Raw genomic sequence first — 16,974 nt, 5'->3', positions numbered from 1 at the left:
CTTGCCGCATGACAACGATCGCCCGGCCCGCCATCCTCCCGATCGACGCCACCGAGGCCGCCCGCTTCCCCGGCCGCTGGGCAGGCGGCGTATCGATGATCCTCGGCCCGCTGCTGATCCTCACCGGCGTCCTGCTGCGCAGCGGCTACGAGTTCTTCTACCCGCATCAGCTCGCGGCCTACGCGGAGCAGCCGACACTGATCTTCGCGTCCTACAGCGCGTTCCTCGCGGGCACCATGCTCTTGTGGCCCGCGATCGTCACGCTCGCCCGGTCCATCGGCGCGGTGAAGCCGGGCCTGGCACTCTGGGGCGGGATCTTCACCGTCTTCGGCTTGTTCGCCAGGACCTTCCACGCGGGTATCGACCACCTGGCGTTCCAACTGGTGGACGTCCAGAACGTGGACTCGGCGACCAAGGCCGTCTCCGGCGCGTACGGCGCGGTCCACATCGTCAGCACGCTCTCGTTCGCGATACTGGCGGGCTGGATCATCCTGGCCATCGGCGCCTACCTGTCGCGCACGCTCGGCCTCGTCCAGTCGATCGCGCTGGGTTTGATGGCCGCGCTGCCGCTCGGCGTGCTCAAGGGCACCACGGTGCTGGGGATCGTCGCCGTCGCGGGGCTGTGCGTCGCGCTCGTGCCGCTCGGGGTCAAGACCTTGCGTGAAGGCCCGAAGCCTCGGCCGGGCTCGATCGCACGCTGGTCAGTGCTGATCGTCGCCGCCGCCGGCGCGATGTTCCTGCTCGGTCAGGCGGGCTGACGCAAAAAAAGCGGGTGCGCCCCCACGAGGGGAGCGCACCCGCTTTCGGTTCAAGCGAAAATCAGATGGCAGTCACGCCGGTGGCCTGGGGGCCCTTCTGGCCCTGACCCACCTCGAACTGCACGCGCTGGTTCTCCTCAAGGCTCTTGAAACCGTTGCCCTGGATCTCCGAGTAGTGCACGAACACATCGGCGCCACCGTCGTCCGGCGCGATGAACCCGAAGCCCTTTTCGGAGTTGAACCACTTCACGACACCCTGAGCCATCTTTACTTCTCCTAGATCAACTGCGGAATAGCGGGAGGTCGCTGTCCCGAACGAGAACTACTCCGCAGGTGGGAGAATCACACGCCCGCAACCGGTCTCGCGAGCGTGGAGCACACGAACACAAAACTCAGACGACCGAGGTAAGTCCAGCACACCTGAAGTTCGGGCGCAACCACGACTCACCGCTGTGCGGAAATATACCGTGCCAGTTTTCCCGCCAGTCGGGCGCGGTCCCCGGTGACCGCGAACTGCGGCCTGGCCTGCCCCCGGTCGCGCCCGCCGATGACTTCCGCCACGAAGAGGGCCACTTCCGCGGGCTCGGGGACGAGGTCCTCGCCGCCGAAATACGCCGCCCGATCGGGTTCGGCTTCGACGGCGACCGCCCAGCCGTGCCGTTCACTCCAGATCAGCATCAGATCCCGGTCCGGCCGGTCGTTACGCCGTTTGCTGAGCCCGACGTACGCCGTCGCCGTGTCGCTGACCTCGTAGGTGACGGCCTCGCGTGCCACGTCGACGGCCGATGCCACCTCGCTGACATAGCCTTTGAGCCCGCTGACCACGGTCTGTGCGTTCATGACAGAGACCTAGGCCTCCAAGCCGAGCATCGCGAGCAGGCGGACGCGGTCGTCGCCGTCCGTCGCGTTCTTCGTCACACGGATGGCCGCCCTGGTCCGCATCACGTCCTCGTGGTCGCGTGCGGCGACCCGTGCCTTGGCGAAGTGGCCCTGCTCGTGCGTCCTGGATGTCGGCTGTGACCGGGTCATGTGATCCCTTCGAAGGCGCCAATGAGCTGCGTCAACGCTACAGCACCCGTCTCGGCCCACCCCCGGCGTAACGAAGGTCACTTCTTTTCAGTGCTGGGTGGCGAGCAGTGACCCGAGCGCGCGGAGGTGGGAGATCCCGCTGCCGAGCGTGAACTCGAGGCGCTTCGCGGCGGCGAAGTAGCGGTGCAGCGGATGGTCGACGTCGATGCCGACCCCGCCGTGGACGTGGACGGCGGTGTGGGCGACGCGATGCCCGGCCTCGGCGGCCCAGAACTTCGCGGTCGCGACGGTCTCGGCGGCGCCCTGCCCGCCGTCGAGCACCTGCCAGGCCGCTTGCCACAGCGTCAGCCGGACGGCGTCGACGTCCATGTAGGCCTCAGCCAGCCGCTGCCGGACCGCTTGGAATGACCCGATCGGGTGGCCGAACTGCCGCCGTTCGCGTGCGTACGTGGCCGTGAGCTCCAGCGCGCGCTCAAGCACGCCGAGTTGCTGCGCGCACACGCCGACCGTGCCCCGCAGTCGGACCCACTCCGGCGAGCCGGGGAGCGGCTCGGCCCGGACCTCGTCGAGTTCGAGCAACGCGGCGTCGGCGTTGTCGATGGTCTGCTGCGCGGAGACGGTGACGCCCGGCGCGGACCGTTCGACCAGGAAGAGCCGGTCGGACGCCGCGACGAGGAAGCCGTCCGCGAAGGCGCCGAACGGCACGGCCGTCTGTGAACCCGAGAGCACCGATCCGGAGGCGGTGAAGCCGTCGAGCGCGGCCGCCAGCGTCTGCTCACCTCGCAAGACCGGCACGACCCACTTCTCGGTCAACCGGCCGTCGCCCGCTTCGGCCACCGCGGCGGCCGCCATCACGACGCTGGTCAGGTACGGCACCGGCGCGACCGCCCTGCCGATCTCGATCAGCACCGAGCACTGCTCCAGCAGCCCGAAACCGCCGCCGCCCGCCGAAGACGGCAGCGCCGCGTCGACGATGCCGGAGCGCGCCAGCGTCGCCCACAGCGCCGCGTCGAACCCGCCGGTGCCGTGCGGCTCCCAGGTGGTCACCCGGTCGGCGAGGATTTTGCGTGTCAGGGCGCTCAGATCGCTCTGGGCTTCGGTGAGGGAAAAGTCCACTGGAGTCCAATCTGCGGCGCGCAGCGCCTCCGTTGAGGGTGGTGGTGGGCGACGGGAGGGGTCCTATCGGGTGACGGGGAGGCCGAGCGCGGTCGCGGCGATGATGTCGCGCTGGACCTCGTTCGTGCCGCCGCCGAAGGTCAGGATCAGCGCGGACCGGTGCAGCCGTTCGATCCGGCCGCGCAGCAGCGCGCCTGGCGAGCCCTCGCGGACGACCGCGCCGGCGCCGAGCACCTCCATCAGCAGCCGGTAGGCCTCGATCGCGAACTCGGTGCCGAACACCTTCGTCGCCGACGCGTCCGCCGGGCCGAGATCGTCGGCCGACGCGATCTTCCAGTTGCGCAGCTTCAGGTACTCCGCGCCGGCGTGCACCCGCGCGAGATGGGTCCGCACCCATTCCTGGTCGATCACCCTGCTGCCGTCGGGGAGCTTCGCCGAGCGGGCCCACTCGAGCACCTCGCCGAGCGAGGTCTGGATCGGCGCGGAGGAGGTCAGCGCGACGCGTTCGTGGTTGAGCTGGTTGGTGATCAGCGGCCAGCCCTCGTTCTCGCCCGCGATCCGCGCGTCGACCGGCACCCGCACGTCCGAGTAGTACGTCGCGCTGGTGCCGGGACCGGCGACCGTGCGGACCTTCGTCCACGAGAAGCCTTCCGCCGTGGTCGGCACGATGACGATCGACAGGCCCTTGTGCTTGCGCGCCTCGGGATCCGTGCGCACCGCGAGCCATACGTAGTCGGCGTATTCGATCAGGCTCGTCCACATCTTCTGGCCGTTGATCACGTACTCGTCACCGTCGCGGACCGCGCGGGTGCGCAGCGACGCCAGGTCGGTGCCCGCCTCCGGCTCGGAGTAGCCGATCGAGAAATGCAGCTCGCCCGCGGCGATGCGCGGCAGGTAGAACGCCTTCTGTTCCGGGGTGCCGAACCGCATGATCGTCGGGCCGATGGTGTTGACCGTCAGGAACGGGACCGGCACACCGGCGGCGGCCGCCTCGTCGGTGAAGATGAGCTGATCGAACAGTGGCCGCGCCTGCCCGCCGTACTCCTCGGGCCAGCCGATCGCGAGCCAGCCGTCCCGGCCGAGGTCGCGGACGATCTGCTTGTACACCAAGCCATCCCCGTACTCCGCGCGTCCGCTGCCCAGCGCCTCGCGGCGCTCCGGGGTCATCAGCCCGGCGAAGTACGAGCGCAGCTCGTCGCGGAGCTTCTGCTGCTCCGGCGTGTAGTCGATCCGCATCCGTTACCTCCACGCGCCGCCGCTCGTTATGGCGGGCATGCCGCCACCGGTACTACTGTAGAACCTGTTCTAGTTGTACCAGTACGGCCGGACTGGAGGAAGCGTGGAGATCGGTGTCGATCGCGACCTGTGTGAGGCCAACGCCGTCTGTGTCGGGCTGGCGCCGGAGGTCTTCGATCTGGACGACGACGAGGAGCTGGTCATCGATCAGGCCGCGGCCAAGTCTGAAGTAGAACGTGTTTCCGCTGCGGTGCATGGTTGCCCCAAGAACGCGCTGTTCATACGCGATTAAGTGGACCTTGCTATCAACGAGAACAGATTCTAGTGTGGGTGCCGGACTGCGAGGAGGCATCCCGGGTGAGAGCGGCCGTACTGAACGCGATCGGTGACGACGAGCTGGAGTTGCGCGACGACGTGACCACCGTCGACCCCGGTCCGCGCGAGGTCCGGATCCGCGTGCGCGCTTCGGGAATCTGCCAAAGCGACCTGTCCGCCATGAACGGCACCCTGCCCGCGCTCGCGCCGGGCGTGGTCGGCCACGAAGGCGCGGGCGAGGTGCTCGAAGTCGGCTCGGCGGTGGACCATCTCGTCACCGGCGATCACGTCACGCTGTCCTTCGTCCCGCCGTGCGGTTCCTGTTCGAGTTGCCTGCGCGGCGAGCCTTACCTCTGCGCGGTGCACGCGATCGCCGCGTTCACCACGCCGCGTTTCCGCGTCGGCACCACGCCCGCCTTCGGGTACGCGGGACTCGGCACCTTCGCCGACGAGGTCGTCCTCCCGGCTTGCGGCGCCGTCAAAATCGACCAGGACGTGCCGTTCGAGACGGCCGCGCTCATCGCATGCGGGGTGCTGACCGGTGTCGGCGCCGTCCTCAACACGGCCAAGGTGCCGCCGGGATCGACGGTCGTGGTCATCGGCTGCGGCGGTGTCGGCATCTCGGTCATCCAGGGCGCGCGGATCGCGGGCGCCGGCGTGATCGTGGCCGTCGACCCGGTCGAGGCCAAGCACGGCAACGCGCGCCGGTTCGGCGCGACCCACGCGACCACCCCCGAGGGCCTGGACGAGATCAGGCAGCAGGTCACCGGCTTCGAGGGCTTCGACTACGCCTTCGACGTCGTCGGCCACCCGCCGACCATCCGCTCCGCGTGGGACAGCGTGCGCCGGGGTGGCTCGGTCGTGATCGTCGGCGCCGGCCGCGGCGACGCCATGGTCGAGTTCAACGCGCAGGAACTCTTCTTGCACGACAAGAAGATCCTCGGCTCGTTCTACGGATCGTCGCAGGTGCACCGCGACACCGGCCGCATGCTGAAGCTCTGGCGCGCCGGGCTGCTCGACCTCGACGGCATGATCTCGCGCCGCATCGGGTTCGAAGACATCAACAACGCACTCGGCGTGCTGCGACAGGGTGGCACGGACGTCATACGCCAGGTGGTGACCCTCAAGTGAGTCTCGAAGGTAAAGCCGCGATCGTCACCGGAGCCGGTGCCGGACTGGGCAGGGCCGAAGCGCTCGCACTCGCGAGAGCGGGCGCGAGCGTGGTGGTCAACGACCTGACCGGCGCGGACGGCACGGTCGAAGAGATCGAAGCCGGCGGGGGCAAAGCCCTTGCCGTGGCCGGTGACATCTCGCAGCGATCCACCGCGGACGCTTTGCTGGAAGCAGCCGTCGAGCACTTCGGTGGCTTGCACATCGTCGTCAACAACGCGGGCGTGCTGCGCGACCGCATGCTGTTCAGCATGTCCGACGAGGACTGGGACACCGTGCTGAACGTCCATCTACGCGGGCATTTCCTGGTGTCGCGCAACGCCGCCAAATACTGGCGCGACAAGTCCAAAGTGGACGGGGAGCCGATCTATGGCCGTCTGATCAACACGGCGTCCGAGGCGTTCCTCATCGGTTCACCCGGTCAGCCCAACTACTCGGCCGCCAAGGCGGGCATCGCGGCGCTCACCGTGTCGGCGGCCAGGGGACTGGCCAAGTACGGCGTCCGCGCCAACGTGATCTGCCCCCGCGCGCGGACCGCGATGACCAAGGACGTCTTCGGTGACGCACCCGAAAACGGCGTGGATCCACTTTCGGTCGACCATGTCGCCCCCTTCGTCGCTTTCCTGGCCTCACCGGAGGCAGGCGAGATCAACGGGCAGGTCTTCGTCGTGCACGGCGGCATGGTCCTGCTGCTGACCCCGCCGTCGATCGAAAAGCGGTTCGACGCCGGCGCCGACATCAGCGGCTACTTCGCCGGACGTGATCCGAAGCGGATGTTCGCGGCCGACGACGTCCTGGCCGAAACGACTTGACGAACGGTCACTTCGTCAAGTCGACGACCTTCTCCACCGGCTGAAACGGTGCTCGTACCACTGACTGAGGAGCTGATGTGATGGGCAGGCTCGACGACAAGGTCGCGTTGATCACCGGGGCGGCCGCGGGCCAGGGCGAGGCGGCGGCACGCGCCTACGTCAAAGAAGGCGCGAAGGTACTGCTCACCGACGTCAACGACGGCGACGGCAAGCGGGTCGCCGACGAGATCGGCGCGCTGTACCAGCATCTCGACATCGGCTCGGAGGAGGACTGGGCCGCCGCGATCGACCGCGTGCTGACCGAGTACGGCAAGGTCAACGTGCTGGTCAACAACGCGGGCATCCTGCACTTCTCCGAGCTCGGCAAGACCTCGCTCGCCGACTACGAGCGCGTCATCAGGATCAACCAGACCGGAACGTTTCTCGGGATGCGTTCGGTCGTTGAACCGATGACGGAGGCCGGCGGCGGCTCCATCATCAACGTGTCCTCTGTGGAGGGACTGGCGGGTATGCCGTATCTCATCGCCTACACCGCGAGCAAGTTCGCGATCCGCGGGATGACCAAGGTGGCGGCGATGGAACTCGGCGCGAAGAACATCCGGGTCAATTCGGTCCACCCCGGGATGATCGAGACGAACATGGTGGCCACCGCGACGGGCGCCGAAGTGGACCTGCGCCGGTTCGCGAAGAAGGTCGCGCTCGGCCGGATGGGTCAACCTGAGGAGATCGCCCAGATGGTGGTATTCCTCGGCAGCGACGACAGTTCTTACTCCACCGGCGCCGAATTCGTCGCCGATGGCGGCGCCACGGCCACACATGCCCTCAAATTCGCCTAAGGTAAACGCCGCTAACTAAACCGGCGGGACAGCATGCGCAAGACTCGCGACGACGCGGGAAACCTTGGTGGCACGGAGGTTCGATGAGCGAGACCGTCAAGGTCACGGGAACGGCCGCGCTCACTCAGGTCGGGCGCCTGGCCACGCTCTCGTGGGAAGTGCTGCGCGCGATGTTCCGCCGCCCTTTCCAGGTGCGGGAATGGATCGAACAATGCTGGTTCTTCGCCAGCGTCACGATCCTGCCGACGGCCTTGGTGGCGATCCCGTTCGGCGCGGTCATCGCGTTGCAGCTCGGCTCGCTGACCCAGCAGATCGGCGCGCAGTCGTTCACCGGCGCGGCCAGCGCGCTCGCGATCGTGCAGCAGGCCGCGCCGCTGATCACCGCGCTGCTGGTCGCCGGTGCTGGTGGCAGCGCGGTCTGCGCGGACATCGGCGCGCGCAAGATCCGCGAAGAGATCGACGCGATGGAAGTGCTCGGCGTCAACCCGATCCAGCGCCTGATCGTGCCGAGGGTGCTGGCGGCGATCGTCGTTTCCGTGCTGCTCAACGGCTTGGTCAGCGTCGTCGGTGTGCTCGGCGGGTACTTCTTCAACGTGGTCATGCAAGGCGGCACGCCCGGCGCGTACCTCGCCAGCTTCAACGCGCTCGCGCAGCTGCCCGATCTCTGGATCAGCGAGATCAAGGCGTTGCTGTACGGCTTCGTGGCGGGTGTGGTCGCCGCCTTCCGCGGGCTCAACCCGTCAGGCGGGCCGAAGGGCGTCGGTGACGCGGTCAACCAGGCCGTGGTCATCACGTTCCTGCTGCTGTTCCTGATCAACGTCGTGCTGACCGCGATCTACCTGAAGATCGTGCCGGCGAAGGCGTTGTGATGGCCACCGACCGCACACTGGAGATCATCGCGAGGCCGGGAGCGAGCCTCGAAGGCTTCGGCGAGCAGCTCTCGTTCTACTTCCGCGCGCTGGCGTGGGCGCCACGGACCATCCGCCGCTATTCCAGGGAGACGCTGCGGCTGCTGACCGAGGTCATCTTCGGCACCGGCGGGCTCGCGGTCATCGGCGGCACGCTCGGCGTGATGATCGGGATGACCATGTTCACCGGGCTCATCGTCGGCCTGCAGGGCTACGCCGCGCTGAACCAGCTCGGGACGGCCGCGCTGACCGGGTTCATCTCGGCCTACTTCAACACGCGTGAGGTCGCGCCGCTGTCCGCAGGGCTCGCGCTTTCGGCGACCGTCGGCTGCGGGTTCACCGCTCAGCTCGGCGCGATGCGGATCTCCGAGGAGATCGACGCGCTCGAGGTGATGGGCGTGCCGAGCCTGCCGTACCTGGTCACGACGCGCGTGCTGGCCGGGGTCGCCGCGGTGATCCCGCTGTACGCGGTCGGCCTGCTCAGCTCGTATCTCGCTTCACGGCAGATCACGGTGTGGCTCTACGGCCAGTCCGCCGGCACCTATGACCACTACTTCTCGCTGTTCTTACCGCCTGAAGACGTGCTCTGGTCGTTTCTCAAGGTGATGGTGTTCGCGACGATCGTGATCCTGTCCCATTGCTACTACGGCTTCACCGCGAAGGGCGGCCCGGCAGGGGTGGGCATCGCGGTGGGCCGCGCGGTGCGGACGTCGATCGTGGTCATCTCGGTGCTCGACTTCTTCCTGAGCCTGGCCATCTGGGGCGCGACCACGACGGTGAGGATCTCGGGATGAACCGCGGGATCCTGCTCAAGCGGCTGCGGCATCAGGTGCTGGGGCTCGCCTTCCTGCTCGTGGTCGCGTTGTTCTTCGTGGTGACCATCGGGTTCTACAAGAAAGTCTTCACCACGGTCGAGAACGTGACGCTGGAGACCGACCACATCGGCAACCAGATGCGGGTCGGCGCGGACGTGAAGATCCGGGGGATGATCGTCGGCGAGGTCAGGACGATCCAGGCGTTCGGCGACCACGCGACGCTCGGGCTCGCGCTGCAGCCGGACAAGATCGGCGTCATCCCGCAGAACGTCTCGGCCAGGTTGCTGCCGAAGACCCTGTTCGGGGAACGGTATGTGGCGCTGCAGGTGCCGGAGAAACCCGCACGCCACATCGCCGACGGTGACGTCATCCCGCAGGACCGGTCCAGCTCGGCGATCGAGCTGGAGAAGGTACTCGGTGACGTTCTCCCGTTGCTGCAAGCGGTTCAGCCGCAGAAGCTGTCCAGCACTCTGACGGCCGTTTCGACGGCTTTGGACGGCCGGGGCAAGCAGCTCGGCGAGACGCTCGTCCAGCTTTCGGACTATCTCGGCAAGCTCAACCCGTCGCTGCCGGATCTGAAGGCCGACATCACCGGGCTGGCGAACGTGTCCGATGTGTACACCAAGGCCGCGCCGGATCTGCTGGAAGCCTTGGCGGACCTGACCACCACCACACAGACCATTGTGGACAAACGGCAGGGGCTCGACGATCTGTACGCCACCGTCACCACCGCCTCGGTCGACCTGTCGACTTTCCTGGATGTGAATAAGGACAACCTCATCCGGCTCACCACGGCCGTCCAGCCGACGCTGGACGTGCTCGCCAAGTACGCGCCCGAGTACCCCTGCCTGTTCCGTCAGCTCGCCGAGTCCGTGCCGGACGCCGAGCTCGCCTTCGGCAAGGGCACCGCGCATCCGGAGGTCAGCCGGGTGACGATCGAATTCACCTCCAGCCGCGGCAAGTACCTGCCGGGTGTCGACGAGCCGAAGTGGCAGGACAAGCGCGGCCCGCGCTGTTACCCGAAGGTGCCGAGGCCGGGGAAGTGGCCGCAGTACCCGCCGGACGGCGCGATCAAGGACGGCTCGACCAAGCCCGCGCCGCCGCGCTCGCCGACCGGGTTCCCCGGCGGTGGGTCCACTGTGGTCGGTTCGGCCGACGAACTCGCGTTGATCAACCTGCTGACCGCGCCCGCAATGGGTGTTTCGCCGGAAGCCGTGCCCGGCTGGGGAAGCTTGCTGGTGGGGCCGCTGTACCGCGGCGCGGAGGTCGAACTGAAGTGAACCGGACGCTGCCGTCGCTCATCAAGATCCTGATCTTCGCCGCGGTCACCGTGCTGCTGACCGGGATTCTCGGCGCGACCATCGCCAACACCAACTTCGGCGTCACCTCCGGCTACCTCGCGCGGTTCACCGACGCGTCAGGGTTGCAGGAGGGCGACGACGTCCGCATCGTCGGCGTGAAGGTCGGCCAGGTCGGCGAGATCAAGGTGGCACAAGGGGAACCGAACCACGCGGAGGTCCGGTTCGCGATCCAGTCGGCGTACAAACTGCCCGAGTCGGTGACCGCGACGATCAAGTACCGCAACCTCGTCGGGCAGCGGTATCTGGCGCTGAACACCGACGTCGACGACGGCCGGGTGCTGCCGGAAGGCGGGACGATCCCGCCGGAACGCACCAAGCCGGCGTTGAACCTCACGGTGCTGTTCAACGGGTTCAAGCCGCTGTTCCAGGCGCTGAACCCCGAGGACGTCAACAAGCTGTCCTACGAGATCATCCAGGTCTTCCAAGGCGAAGGCGGCACGATCGCGAGCCTGCTCGCGCACACCGCCTCGGTCACCACGACGATCGCCGGGCGCGACAAGGTGATCGGGCAGGTCATCGACAACCTCAACACCGTGCTCGGCACGGTCAACCAGCACGCGCCGCAGCTCGGCGACCTGATCGACCAGACACAGCGGCTGGTCAGCGGGCTCGCCGAACAGCGCAAGCCGATCGGCGAGGCCGTCTCCGCGCTGGGCGAGCTGACCGTGACCACCTCCGGCCTGCTCGCCGACGCGCGGCCGGCGTTGAAAGAGGACATCACGCAGCTCGGCAATCTTTCGGACAATCTCAACGACTCCGGGCAGCTCATCGATCATCTGCTGCAAGTGCTGCCGTCGAACCTGCAGAAGTTCACCAGGACCTTGAGCTATGGCAGCTGGTTCAACTACTACCTGTGCGGGATCAACGGCCGGATCGGTATCTCGGCGCTGAACATCCAGCTGCCGATCGTGCCGATCCCCGGCACCCAGCGGGCCGAGAGGTGCGGACCGTGAAACCACTCAAGCAGCGCAACCAGGCGGCGGTCGGCGGGGTGACCCTCGTGCTGCTGACACTGGTCGTGATCGCCACCTACTTCTCGGACAGCATCCCATTGTTCGGCAACGGGACGACGTACGCGGCCTACTTCGCGGAGTCCGCCGGGCTCTCGCCGGACAACGAGGTGGAGGTCGCCGGGGTCAAGGTCGGCCAGGTGACCTCGGTTTCCCTGGCGGGCAAGAAGGTGCTGGTCAAGTTCCGGGTCAAGGACACACGGGTCGGCGACACGAGCACGGCGTCGATCGAGATCAAGACCTTGCTCGGTGAGAAGTACTTGGCGCTTCAGTCTTCGGGGTCCGGCAACCAGGACCCGAACGTCGCGATCCCGTTGCAGCGCACACGGACGCCGTTCGAGCTGCAGGACGCGTTCAAGCAGCTGTCGAGCACGGTCGGGGACATCAACACCCAACAGCTCGCGGACAGCTTCAACGTTCTTTCGGACAGCCTCAAGGACAGCCCGCAGCATATGAAGGACGCGCTGACCGGGCTTTCGTCGTTGTCGAAGACGGTGTCGTCGCGCGACCAGCAGCTCAAGCAGCTGCTGGCGAACACCAGTGGCGTCTCGAAAACGCTGGCCGACCGCAATGCCCAGCTGCAGCGGATCATCAGCGACGGAGACCTGCTGCTCGCCGAACTGCAGAGCCGCAAGGACGCGATCAGCGCGCTGCTCAAGGGGACGCAGCAGCTTTCGGCGCAGTTGTCCGGGCTGGTCGCCGACAACCGGCAGCAGCTCAAACCGACGCTGGAGAAGCTCGGCAAGGTGACGGATGTGTTGCAGCGCAACCAGGACAACCTCGCGCACAGTCTCGCGCTGATGGCGCCGTTCGCCCGCGTCGGCGCGAACGCGACCGGCAACGGCCGCTGGTTCGAGGGGTACCTGTGCGGGCTGCTGCCGCCGACGATCACGGCGCTCGGCCTGCACATCAACCCGGAGGGCTGCACGCCGCCGATCGCCGCGCCGAACCAGGGGGTGGGCGGCCGATGACCATCGACACCCGCGCCCGCCGCAGCGTGTACACCTACCTCGCGTTCGCCTGCGTGGTCGCGCTCGTGCTGACCGGTGGCCTGTGGTTCGTGCTGCGGGAGCAGGGCGGGACCCGGCTGAGCGCGTATTTCGGCAAAACCGTCGGCCTGTACGCGGGCTCGTCGGTGCGCGTGCTCGGCATCAAGGTCGGCGAGATCACCGCGGTGACGCCGCAGGGCGCGGCCGTGCGGGTCGACATGCGCGTCGATTCCGGAGTGGACATTCCCGCCGACGCGGGCGCCGTGGTCGTCGCGCCTTCGCTGGTCAGCGACCGGTACGTCCAGCTCACGCCCGCATACGACAGCGGGCCCGTGATGGCGTCGGGGACCGTGATCGGCAAGGAGCGCACGGCGACCCCGGTCGAGCTGGACGATCTCTACACGAGCCTCGACAAGCTGTCGAGCAGCCTGGGACCCAATGGTGCCAACAAGAACGGCGCGCTCTCCGGCGCGCTCGACACAGCGGCGGCCAACCTCGACGGCAACGGCGAGAACCTCAACAGCACGGTGACCAGGCTGGCCGAGCTGGCGAAGACGCTCGACGGCTCCAAGGACGACCTCTTCTCGACGGTGGAGAACCTGAACTCGTTCACCCACGCACTGTCCGAAAGCGATCGTCAGCTCAACTCGTTCTACACACGGGCCGCTCAGGTGACCGGCTTCCTGGCCGAGGACTCGGCGGACGTCGGCGCGGCACTGTCGTCGCTGGCGTCTTCACTGGGCGAGGTGCAGGGGTTCGTCGAGGAGAACAAGGACCTACTGGCGTCCAATGTAGACAAATTGACCGGGCTGACGAAAGTGCTCGTCGACCAGCGTGCCGCGCTCGCCGAGGTGCTCGATCTCGCGCCACTAGGCGCGACCAACTTCATCAACTCCTACGACGCGGCCTCCGGCACGATCGCGGTGCGCGACAACCTGAACGAGCTGACGCACCCGCCGGTGCTCACCCTCTGCAGGCTGATCAGCGCGGGCACACCGAAGGAAGTCCCTGACGTCGTCGGCAACCTCTGCAAGCAACTCGCGCCCGTGCTCGACGGAACACTGAAGCTGCCGTCCGTTCCCCAGGTCATCTCATCGCTGACTCAGGGGCAGATGCCGCCGCTGCCGTTGCCGCTCGCCGATGTGCTCTCGCAGCTGTCGGGAGGTGCGCCGCGATGAAACGGATCGCCGGAGTGCTCGCCGGGGTGCTGACGCTCGCCGCATGCAGCAGCGGCGGTTTTTCCGGGCTGTACAACACTTCACTGCCGGGCGGCGCCGACCTCGGGGAGCACCCGTACCGGATCACGGCGCAGTTCTCCGACGTGCTCGACCTGGTGCCGCAGGCGAGCGTGAAGGTCAACGACGTCGCGATCGGCCGGGTCGAGAAGATCGAACTGTCGCCGGACACGCACTCGGCCTTGGTGACACTGCTCGTCAACGGCGATGTTCCGCTGCCGTCGAACGCCGGTGCCGAACTGCGGCAGTCCAGCCTGCTGGGTGAGAAGTTCGTCGACCTGCATCCGCCGCGCACCGAGCAGCCGACAGGCAAGCTCGGCGAGGGTGCGCGGATCCCGCTCGCGCGGACGAATCGCAACCCCGAGGTCGAAGAGGTGCTCGGCGCGTTGTCGCTGCTGCTGAACGGCGGCGGTGTCGAACAGCTGCAGAAGATCAGCCATGAGCTGAACGACGCATTGGCGGGCAACGAGCCCGAGATCCGCGCGCTGCTGGCCCATGTGGACCAGCTCGCGACCGAATTGGACGGACATAAAGGACAGATCATCCGCGCGATCGACGGTCTCGACAAGCTGTCGTCCACTTTGGTCGCCCAGCAGGGAAATCTGACCACAGCGGTGGACAATCTCGCGCCAGGTCTCAAGGTCGTCGCCGATCAGCGTGACGAACTGGTGGGCATGCTGCAGGCGTTGAACCGGTTGTCCACGGTCGCGGTCGACACGGTCAAGAAGAGCGGTGACCAGCTCGTCGACAATCTGAGGACGTTGCAGCCGACACTGCAGAAGCTCGTCGAGTCCGGCCAGAACCTGCCGAACGCGTTGCAGATCCTGCTCACGTATCCGTTCCCCGACTACGCGGGCAATGTGGTCAAGGGTGACTACGCGAACGTCGAGGCCACCGTGGACCTTCAGCTGGACACCCTGCTGGAGAATCTGAGCAGCTCCTCGCAGCCGTTCCTGCCGATTCCCGGCCTGTCCGGATCGGGCCCGGTCACGCCGGGTGTGCCGCAAATCCCGTTGCCGCTGCCCGCCACCGATCCACTGGGCGACCTGCTCAAGGGCCTGCTCGGGGGTGGCCGATGATCACCAGGAAGCATCGGGTCCAGCTGCTGCTGTTCGTGCTGCTGGCCGTGTCCACAGTGGTCTACACGGGCGCGAACTACGCGGGCCTCGACCGGCTCTTCGGCGCGCGAGGTTATGTCGTCACGGCTCAGCTGGCCGACTCCGGCGGCATCTTCGTGAACTCCGAGGTCGCTTACCGAGGCGTCGCGGTCGGCAAGGTGGCGTCGATGACGTTGACCCCGCAGGGCGTCAACCTGGAGCTCGACATCGACTCGGACGCGCCACCTATCCCGGCGGACACCCGCGCGGTGGTGGCGAACCGGTCCGCGGTGGGCGAGCAATATGTCGACCTGGAACCCCAGCACGAAAACGGGCCGTACCTGAAGGACGGCTCGGTGATCACGCAGGCGCAAACGTCGATCCCGCTTTCGCCGGACACGGTGCTCAGCAGCCTCGACAAGCTGGTGTCCAGCGTGCACCCGGAGTCGCTGCGCACGGTGGTCGACGAGACGTACAAGGCGTTCGCCGGCGCGGGTCCCGAACTCCAGAAGCTGTTGGACAGCACGGGTTCCTTGACTTCCGTGGCCACCCAGTACCTGCCGCAGACGCAAGGCCTGCTCGCGGACGCGAAGGTCGTGCTGGACACCCAGCAACGCCAGTCGGCGAACATCACGTCGTTCGCGTCGGGCCTCAAGACCATCACCGAGCAGCTGAAGAAGTCCGACCCGGACCTGCGCAAGGTCATCGACGACGCGCCCAAGCTGAGCCGTCAGATCAGTGACGTGCTGGCCACCTCGGGCTCGGACCTGGGCATCGTGATCGCGAACCTGCTGACCACCGCGCAGATCACGTCCTCGCGCACCGGCGCGGTCGAAGAGCTGCTCGTGGCCTACCCGATCATCTCGGCCTTCTCGCCGTCGACCTCCGGCGACGGCACGGGGCACCTCGGTGTCGTGCTGAACTTCTTCGACCCGATCTCGTGCACCAAGGGTTACGAAGGCACGAAACAGCGCCCGGCCAACGACCTCACCGAAGCCCCGGTGAACGTCAAGGCCTACTGCGCCGAGCCGCCGGGTAGTCCCACTGGCGTCCGAGGCTCCCAGAACGCGCCCTATGCCGGGAAGCCGGCGCCGTTCCCTGATAAGCCTTCTCAACCGGCTCCCACGGCTCCGCAGCTCCCCGGTGTACTCGGGCTCGCGACAGCGGGCCGCCCTGCTGGCGTCGGCCCGCTACTGGGGCTGCCGAGGTGAGGCTTCTGGTCGTGCTCACGGCACTGGCCGTACTCGCCGCGGGCTGGTTCGGCTGGTCATGGTGGTCCGCGGCGCACGACGACGGCGTCTCGCTCGCGCGTGACCGTGACGCGGTCGCGGCGGCGGCGTCGACGGAACTGGTCGTGCTGAACACGATCGACCATCGCACGGCCGCGGCCGACATCGACAAGTGGATCGCCGTCACGACCGGCCGCCTGGGCAAGGATCTCGCCACCGACCGCCAGACCCAGGTCGACCGGGCGGTCTCGACGCAAGCGGTCGCTTCCGCGGTGCTGAAACAGGCCGCCGTGACCGAGGTGAACCGGGCCGCGGGCACCGCGCGGGTCATCGCGGTCTTGGACGTCCTCGTCGGCACCGGCGGCGCCGCACCCGCCCCCAACGTGTCGAGGCTGAACGTCGACCTCGAACGAACCGGCGACGGCTGGAAGGTCTCGGCGATCCAGGCGGCGGCGAAATGAACCGCGCGTTTCTCTTGGCCGCCCTGGTCTTGTTCGCGGGCTGCGCGGGTTGGTTCGCCTTCGAGGCCGCGTCGGTGCGTTCGGTCGGCAACGAGGCCCTCGTCGACGCCCGCGCGACCGCCGAAGTCATCGACCAGGTCGGCTCGGGCGTGAAAGCCGTGTTCTCCTACGACTACGCGAACCTGTCCCGCACGGACCGCGCGGCCACGGACTTCCTCGCCGACCCGGCCGCGACCCACTACCGCGCCGACTTCGCGGCCGCCCGCACCCAAGCCGAAGCGGGCAAACTGGTCCGCACGACCACGATCCGCTCGATCGGCGTCCAGACTTTGCGCGGCGACGACGCCACGTTGCTGTTGTTCCTCGATCAGCAAACCCTGCACACGGAATCGAATCAGCAGGAATCCACGGCCGCCCAGCTCGCCGTCACCGCCCACCGCACGGACGGCCGCTGGAAAGTGACCGCCCTCAACCCGCTTTAGGTCGTGAGTGGTATGGCCGGGTAACTAGTCAGGTCTCTGTCGCGTGGTGGTCGTCGTTCTGCGATGATCACCGCGTGACCGGGAGTGAGCGTCCGTCGTATGACGAGCTTGCTGC

Annotated in this window: 20 protein-coding genes; 15 read left to right on the top strand and 5 right to left on the bottom strand. The window is 67.4% G+C overall.

Translation table 11 applies throughout. From position 1 onward, the window contains the following. Nucleotides 1-8: 8 nt before the first annotated feature. Entirely contained in the window at nucleotides 9-758 is a 750-nt protein-coding gene (locus tag ACFV15_RS28480; RefSeq protein ID WP_378353853.1) for a hypothetical protein, read from the top strand. 61 nt (nucleotides 759-819) lie between these two features. Here ACFV15_RS28480 and ACFV15_RS28475 read toward each other — a convergent pair whose 3' ends face one another. The 5 genes from ACFV15_RS28475 to ACFV15_RS28455 all read right to left on the bottom strand — a co-directional run bounded on the left by ACFV15_RS28475 (nucleotide 820) and on the right by ACFV15_RS28455 (nucleotide 4,139). Beyond that, the gene (locus ACFV15_RS28475; RefSeq protein ID WP_378353851.1) at nucleotides 820-1,023 is read right to left on the bottom strand and encodes a cold-shock protein; all 204 of its coding nucleotides are present in this window, start codon (nucleotides 1,021-1,023) and stop codon (nucleotides 820-822) included. A gap of 179 nt (nucleotides 1,024-1,202) precedes the next feature. Beyond that, entirely contained in the window at nucleotides 1,203-1,598 is a 396-nt protein-coding gene (locus tag ACFV15_RS28470; protein WP_378353850.1) for a DUF6292 family protein, read from the bottom strand. A gap of 9 nt (nucleotides 1,599-1,607) precedes the next feature. Further along, complete coding sequence (locus tag ACFV15_RS28465; RefSeq protein WP_378353848.1) at nucleotides 1,608-1,787, bottom strand: hypothetical protein; 180 nt, start codon at nucleotides 1,785-1,787, stop codon at nucleotides 1,608-1,610. 87 nt (nucleotides 1,788-1,874) lie between these two features. After that, complete coding sequence (locus ACFV15_RS28460; protein WP_378353847.1) at nucleotides 1,875-2,903, bottom strand: acyl-CoA dehydrogenase family protein; 1,029 nt, start codon at nucleotides 2,901-2,903, stop codon at nucleotides 1,875-1,877. A gap of 63 nt (nucleotides 2,904-2,966) precedes the next feature. Continuing rightward, entirely contained in the window at nucleotides 2,967-4,139 is a 1,173-nt protein-coding gene (locus ACFV15_RS28455; protein WP_378353845.1) for an acyl-CoA dehydrogenase family protein, read from the bottom strand. A gap of 103 nt (nucleotides 4,140-4,242) precedes the next feature. Between ACFV15_RS28455 and ACFV15_RS28450 the strand changes: the two genes are divergently transcribed. The 14 genes from ACFV15_RS28450 to ACFV15_RS28385 all read left to right on the top strand — a co-directional run bounded on the left by ACFV15_RS28450 (nucleotide 4,243) and on the right by ACFV15_RS28385 (nucleotide 16,859). Continuing rightward, a complete protein-coding gene (locus ACFV15_RS28450; protein ID WP_378353843.1) occupies nucleotides 4,243-4,431 on the top strand; it encodes a ferredoxin in 189 nt (62 codons plus the stop codon). A 65-nt stretch (nucleotides 4,432-4,496) separates the two neighbouring features. Continuing rightward, nucleotides 4,497-5,585, top strand: a complete 1,089-nt coding sequence (locus ACFV15_RS28445; RefSeq protein WP_378353841.1) for a zinc-binding dehydrogenase — start codon at nucleotides 4,497-4,499, stop codon at nucleotides 5,583-5,585. Beyond that, the gene (locus ACFV15_RS28440) at nucleotides 5,582-6,436 is read left to right on the top strand and encodes a 3-oxoacyl-ACP reductase (protein ID WP_378353840.1); all 855 of its coding nucleotides are present in this window, start codon (nucleotides 5,582-5,584) and stop codon (nucleotides 6,434-6,436) included. The genes ACFV15_RS28445 and ACFV15_RS28440 overlap by 4 nt, the downstream gene beginning before the upstream one ends. Before the next feature lie 80 nt (nucleotides 6,437-6,516). After that, a complete protein-coding gene (locus tag ACFV15_RS28435; RefSeq protein ID WP_378353838.1) occupies nucleotides 6,517-7,272 on the top strand; it encodes a glucose 1-dehydrogenase in 756 nt (251 codons plus the stop codon). A gap of 83 nt (nucleotides 7,273-7,355) precedes the next feature. Then, the gene (locus ACFV15_RS28430; RefSeq protein WP_370942943.1) at nucleotides 7,356-8,141 is read left to right on the top strand and encodes an MlaE family ABC transporter permease; all 786 of its coding nucleotides are present in this window, start codon (nucleotides 7,356-7,358) and stop codon (nucleotides 8,139-8,141) included. Continuing rightward, nucleotides 8,141-8,974 (top strand): MlaE family ABC transporter permease, encoded by an 834-nt coding sequence (locus tag ACFV15_RS28425; RefSeq protein WP_378353835.1) that lies wholly within the window; start codon nucleotides 8,141-8,143, stop codon nucleotides 8,972-8,974. Before ACFV15_RS28430 ends, ACFV15_RS28425 begins: the two co-directional genes overlap by 1 nt. Continuing rightward, nucleotides 8,971-10,275: an MCE family protein gene (locus ACFV15_RS28420; protein ID WP_378353833.1), complete on the top strand. Its 1,305-nt coding sequence runs from the start codon at nucleotides 8,971-8,973 to the stop codon at nucleotides 10,273-10,275. Before ACFV15_RS28425 ends, ACFV15_RS28420 begins: the two co-directional genes overlap by 4 nt. Next, entirely contained in the window at nucleotides 10,272-11,309 is a 1,038-nt protein-coding gene (locus ACFV15_RS28415) for an MCE family protein (RefSeq protein ID WP_378353831.1), read from the top strand. The genes ACFV15_RS28420 and ACFV15_RS28415 overlap by 4 nt, the downstream gene beginning before the upstream one ends. Beyond that, the gene (locus ACFV15_RS28410) at nucleotides 11,306-12,337 is read left to right on the top strand and encodes an MCE family protein (protein ID WP_378353829.1); all 1,032 of its coding nucleotides are present in this window, start codon (nucleotides 11,306-11,308) and stop codon (nucleotides 12,335-12,337) included. Before ACFV15_RS28415 ends, ACFV15_RS28410 begins: the two co-directional genes overlap by 4 nt. Next, nucleotides 12,334-13,533 (top strand): MCE family protein, encoded by a 1,200-nt coding sequence (locus tag ACFV15_RS28405; protein ID WP_378353828.1) that lies wholly within the window; start codon nucleotides 12,334-12,336, stop codon nucleotides 13,531-13,533. The genes ACFV15_RS28410 and ACFV15_RS28405 overlap by 4 nt, the downstream gene beginning before the upstream one ends. Next, nucleotides 13,530-14,669: an MCE family protein gene (locus ACFV15_RS28400; protein WP_378353826.1), complete on the top strand. Its 1,140-nt coding sequence runs from the start codon at nucleotides 13,530-13,532 to the stop codon at nucleotides 14,667-14,669. The genes ACFV15_RS28405 and ACFV15_RS28400 overlap by 4 nt, the downstream gene beginning before the upstream one ends. Further along, nucleotides 14,666-15,898, top strand: a complete 1,233-nt coding sequence (locus ACFV15_RS28395; RefSeq protein WP_378353824.1) for an MCE family protein — start codon at nucleotides 14,666-14,668, stop codon at nucleotides 15,896-15,898. Before ACFV15_RS28400 ends, ACFV15_RS28395 begins: the two co-directional genes overlap by 4 nt. A gap of 11 nt (nucleotides 15,899-15,909) precedes the next feature. Continuing rightward, complete coding sequence (locus ACFV15_RS28390; RefSeq protein WP_378353822.1) at nucleotides 15,910-16,377, top strand: hypothetical protein; 468 nt, start codon at nucleotides 15,910-15,912, stop codon at nucleotides 16,375-16,377. Beyond that, nucleotides 16,374-16,859, top strand: coding sequence for a hypothetical protein (locus ACFV15_RS28385; RefSeq protein ID WP_378353820.1), 486 nt, complete (start codon nucleotides 16,374-16,376; stop codon nucleotides 16,857-16,859). Before ACFV15_RS28390 ends, ACFV15_RS28385 begins: the two co-directional genes overlap by 4 nt. The last annotated feature ends 115 nt before the right edge of the window (nucleotides 16,860-16,974 follow it).

This window comes from Amycolatopsis sp. NPDC059657, assembly GCF_042734395.1.
Lineage (GTDB): Bacteria > Actinomycetota > Actinomycetes > Mycobacteriales > Pseudonocardiaceae > Amycolatopsis.
This window is presented reverse-complemented; position numbering and strand designations above follow the sequence as displayed.

Coding starts and splice junctions, on each gene's coding strand:
- ACFV15_RS28480 (WP_378353853.1), top strand. CDS start 9: ATGACAACGATCGCCCGGCCCGCCATCCTCCCGATCGACGCCACCGAG.
- ACFV15_RS28475 (WP_378353851.1), bottom strand. CDS start 1,023: ATGGCTCAGGGTGTCGTGAAGTGGTTCAACTCCGAAAAGGGCTTCGGG.
- ACFV15_RS28470 (WP_378353850.1), bottom strand. CDS start 1,598: ATGAACGCACAGACCGTGGTCAGCGGGCTCAAAGGCTATGTCAGCGAG.
- ACFV15_RS28465 (WP_378353848.1), bottom strand. CDS start 1,787: ATGACCCGGTCACAGCCGACATCCAGGACGCACGAGCAGGGCCACTTC.
- ACFV15_RS28455 (WP_378353845.1), bottom strand. CDS start 4,139: ATGCGGATCGACTACACGCCGGAGCAGCAGAAGCTCCGCGACGAGCTG.
- ACFV15_RS28435 (WP_378353838.1), top strand. CDS start 6,517: ATGGGCAGGCTCGACGACAAGGTCGCGTTGATCACCGGGGCGGCCGCG.
- ACFV15_RS28430 (WP_370942943.1), top strand. CDS start 7,356: ATGAGCGAGACCGTCAAGGTCACGGGAACGGCCGCGCTCACTCAGGTC.
- ACFV15_RS28425 (WP_378353835.1), top strand. CDS start 8,141: ATGGCCACCGACCGCACACTGGAGATCATCGCGAGGCCGGGAGCGAGC.
- ACFV15_RS28420 (WP_378353833.1), top strand. CDS start 8,971: ATGAACCGCGGGATCCTGCTCAAGCGGCTGCGGCATCAGGTGCTGGGG.
- ACFV15_RS28405 (WP_378353828.1), top strand. CDS start 12,334: ATGACCATCGACACCCGCGCCCGCCGCAGCGTGTACACCTACCTCGCG.
- ACFV15_RS28400 (WP_378353826.1), top strand. CDS start 13,530: ATGAAACGGATCGCCGGAGTGCTCGCCGGGGTGCTGACGCTCGCCGCA.
- ACFV15_RS28395 (WP_378353824.1), top strand. CDS start 14,666: ATGATCACCAGGAAGCATCGGGTCCAGCTGCTGCTGTTCGTGCTGCTG.
- ACFV15_RS28385 (WP_378353820.1), top strand. CDS start 16,374: ATGAACCGCGCGTTTCTCTTGGCCGCCCTGGTCTTGTTCGCGGGCTGC.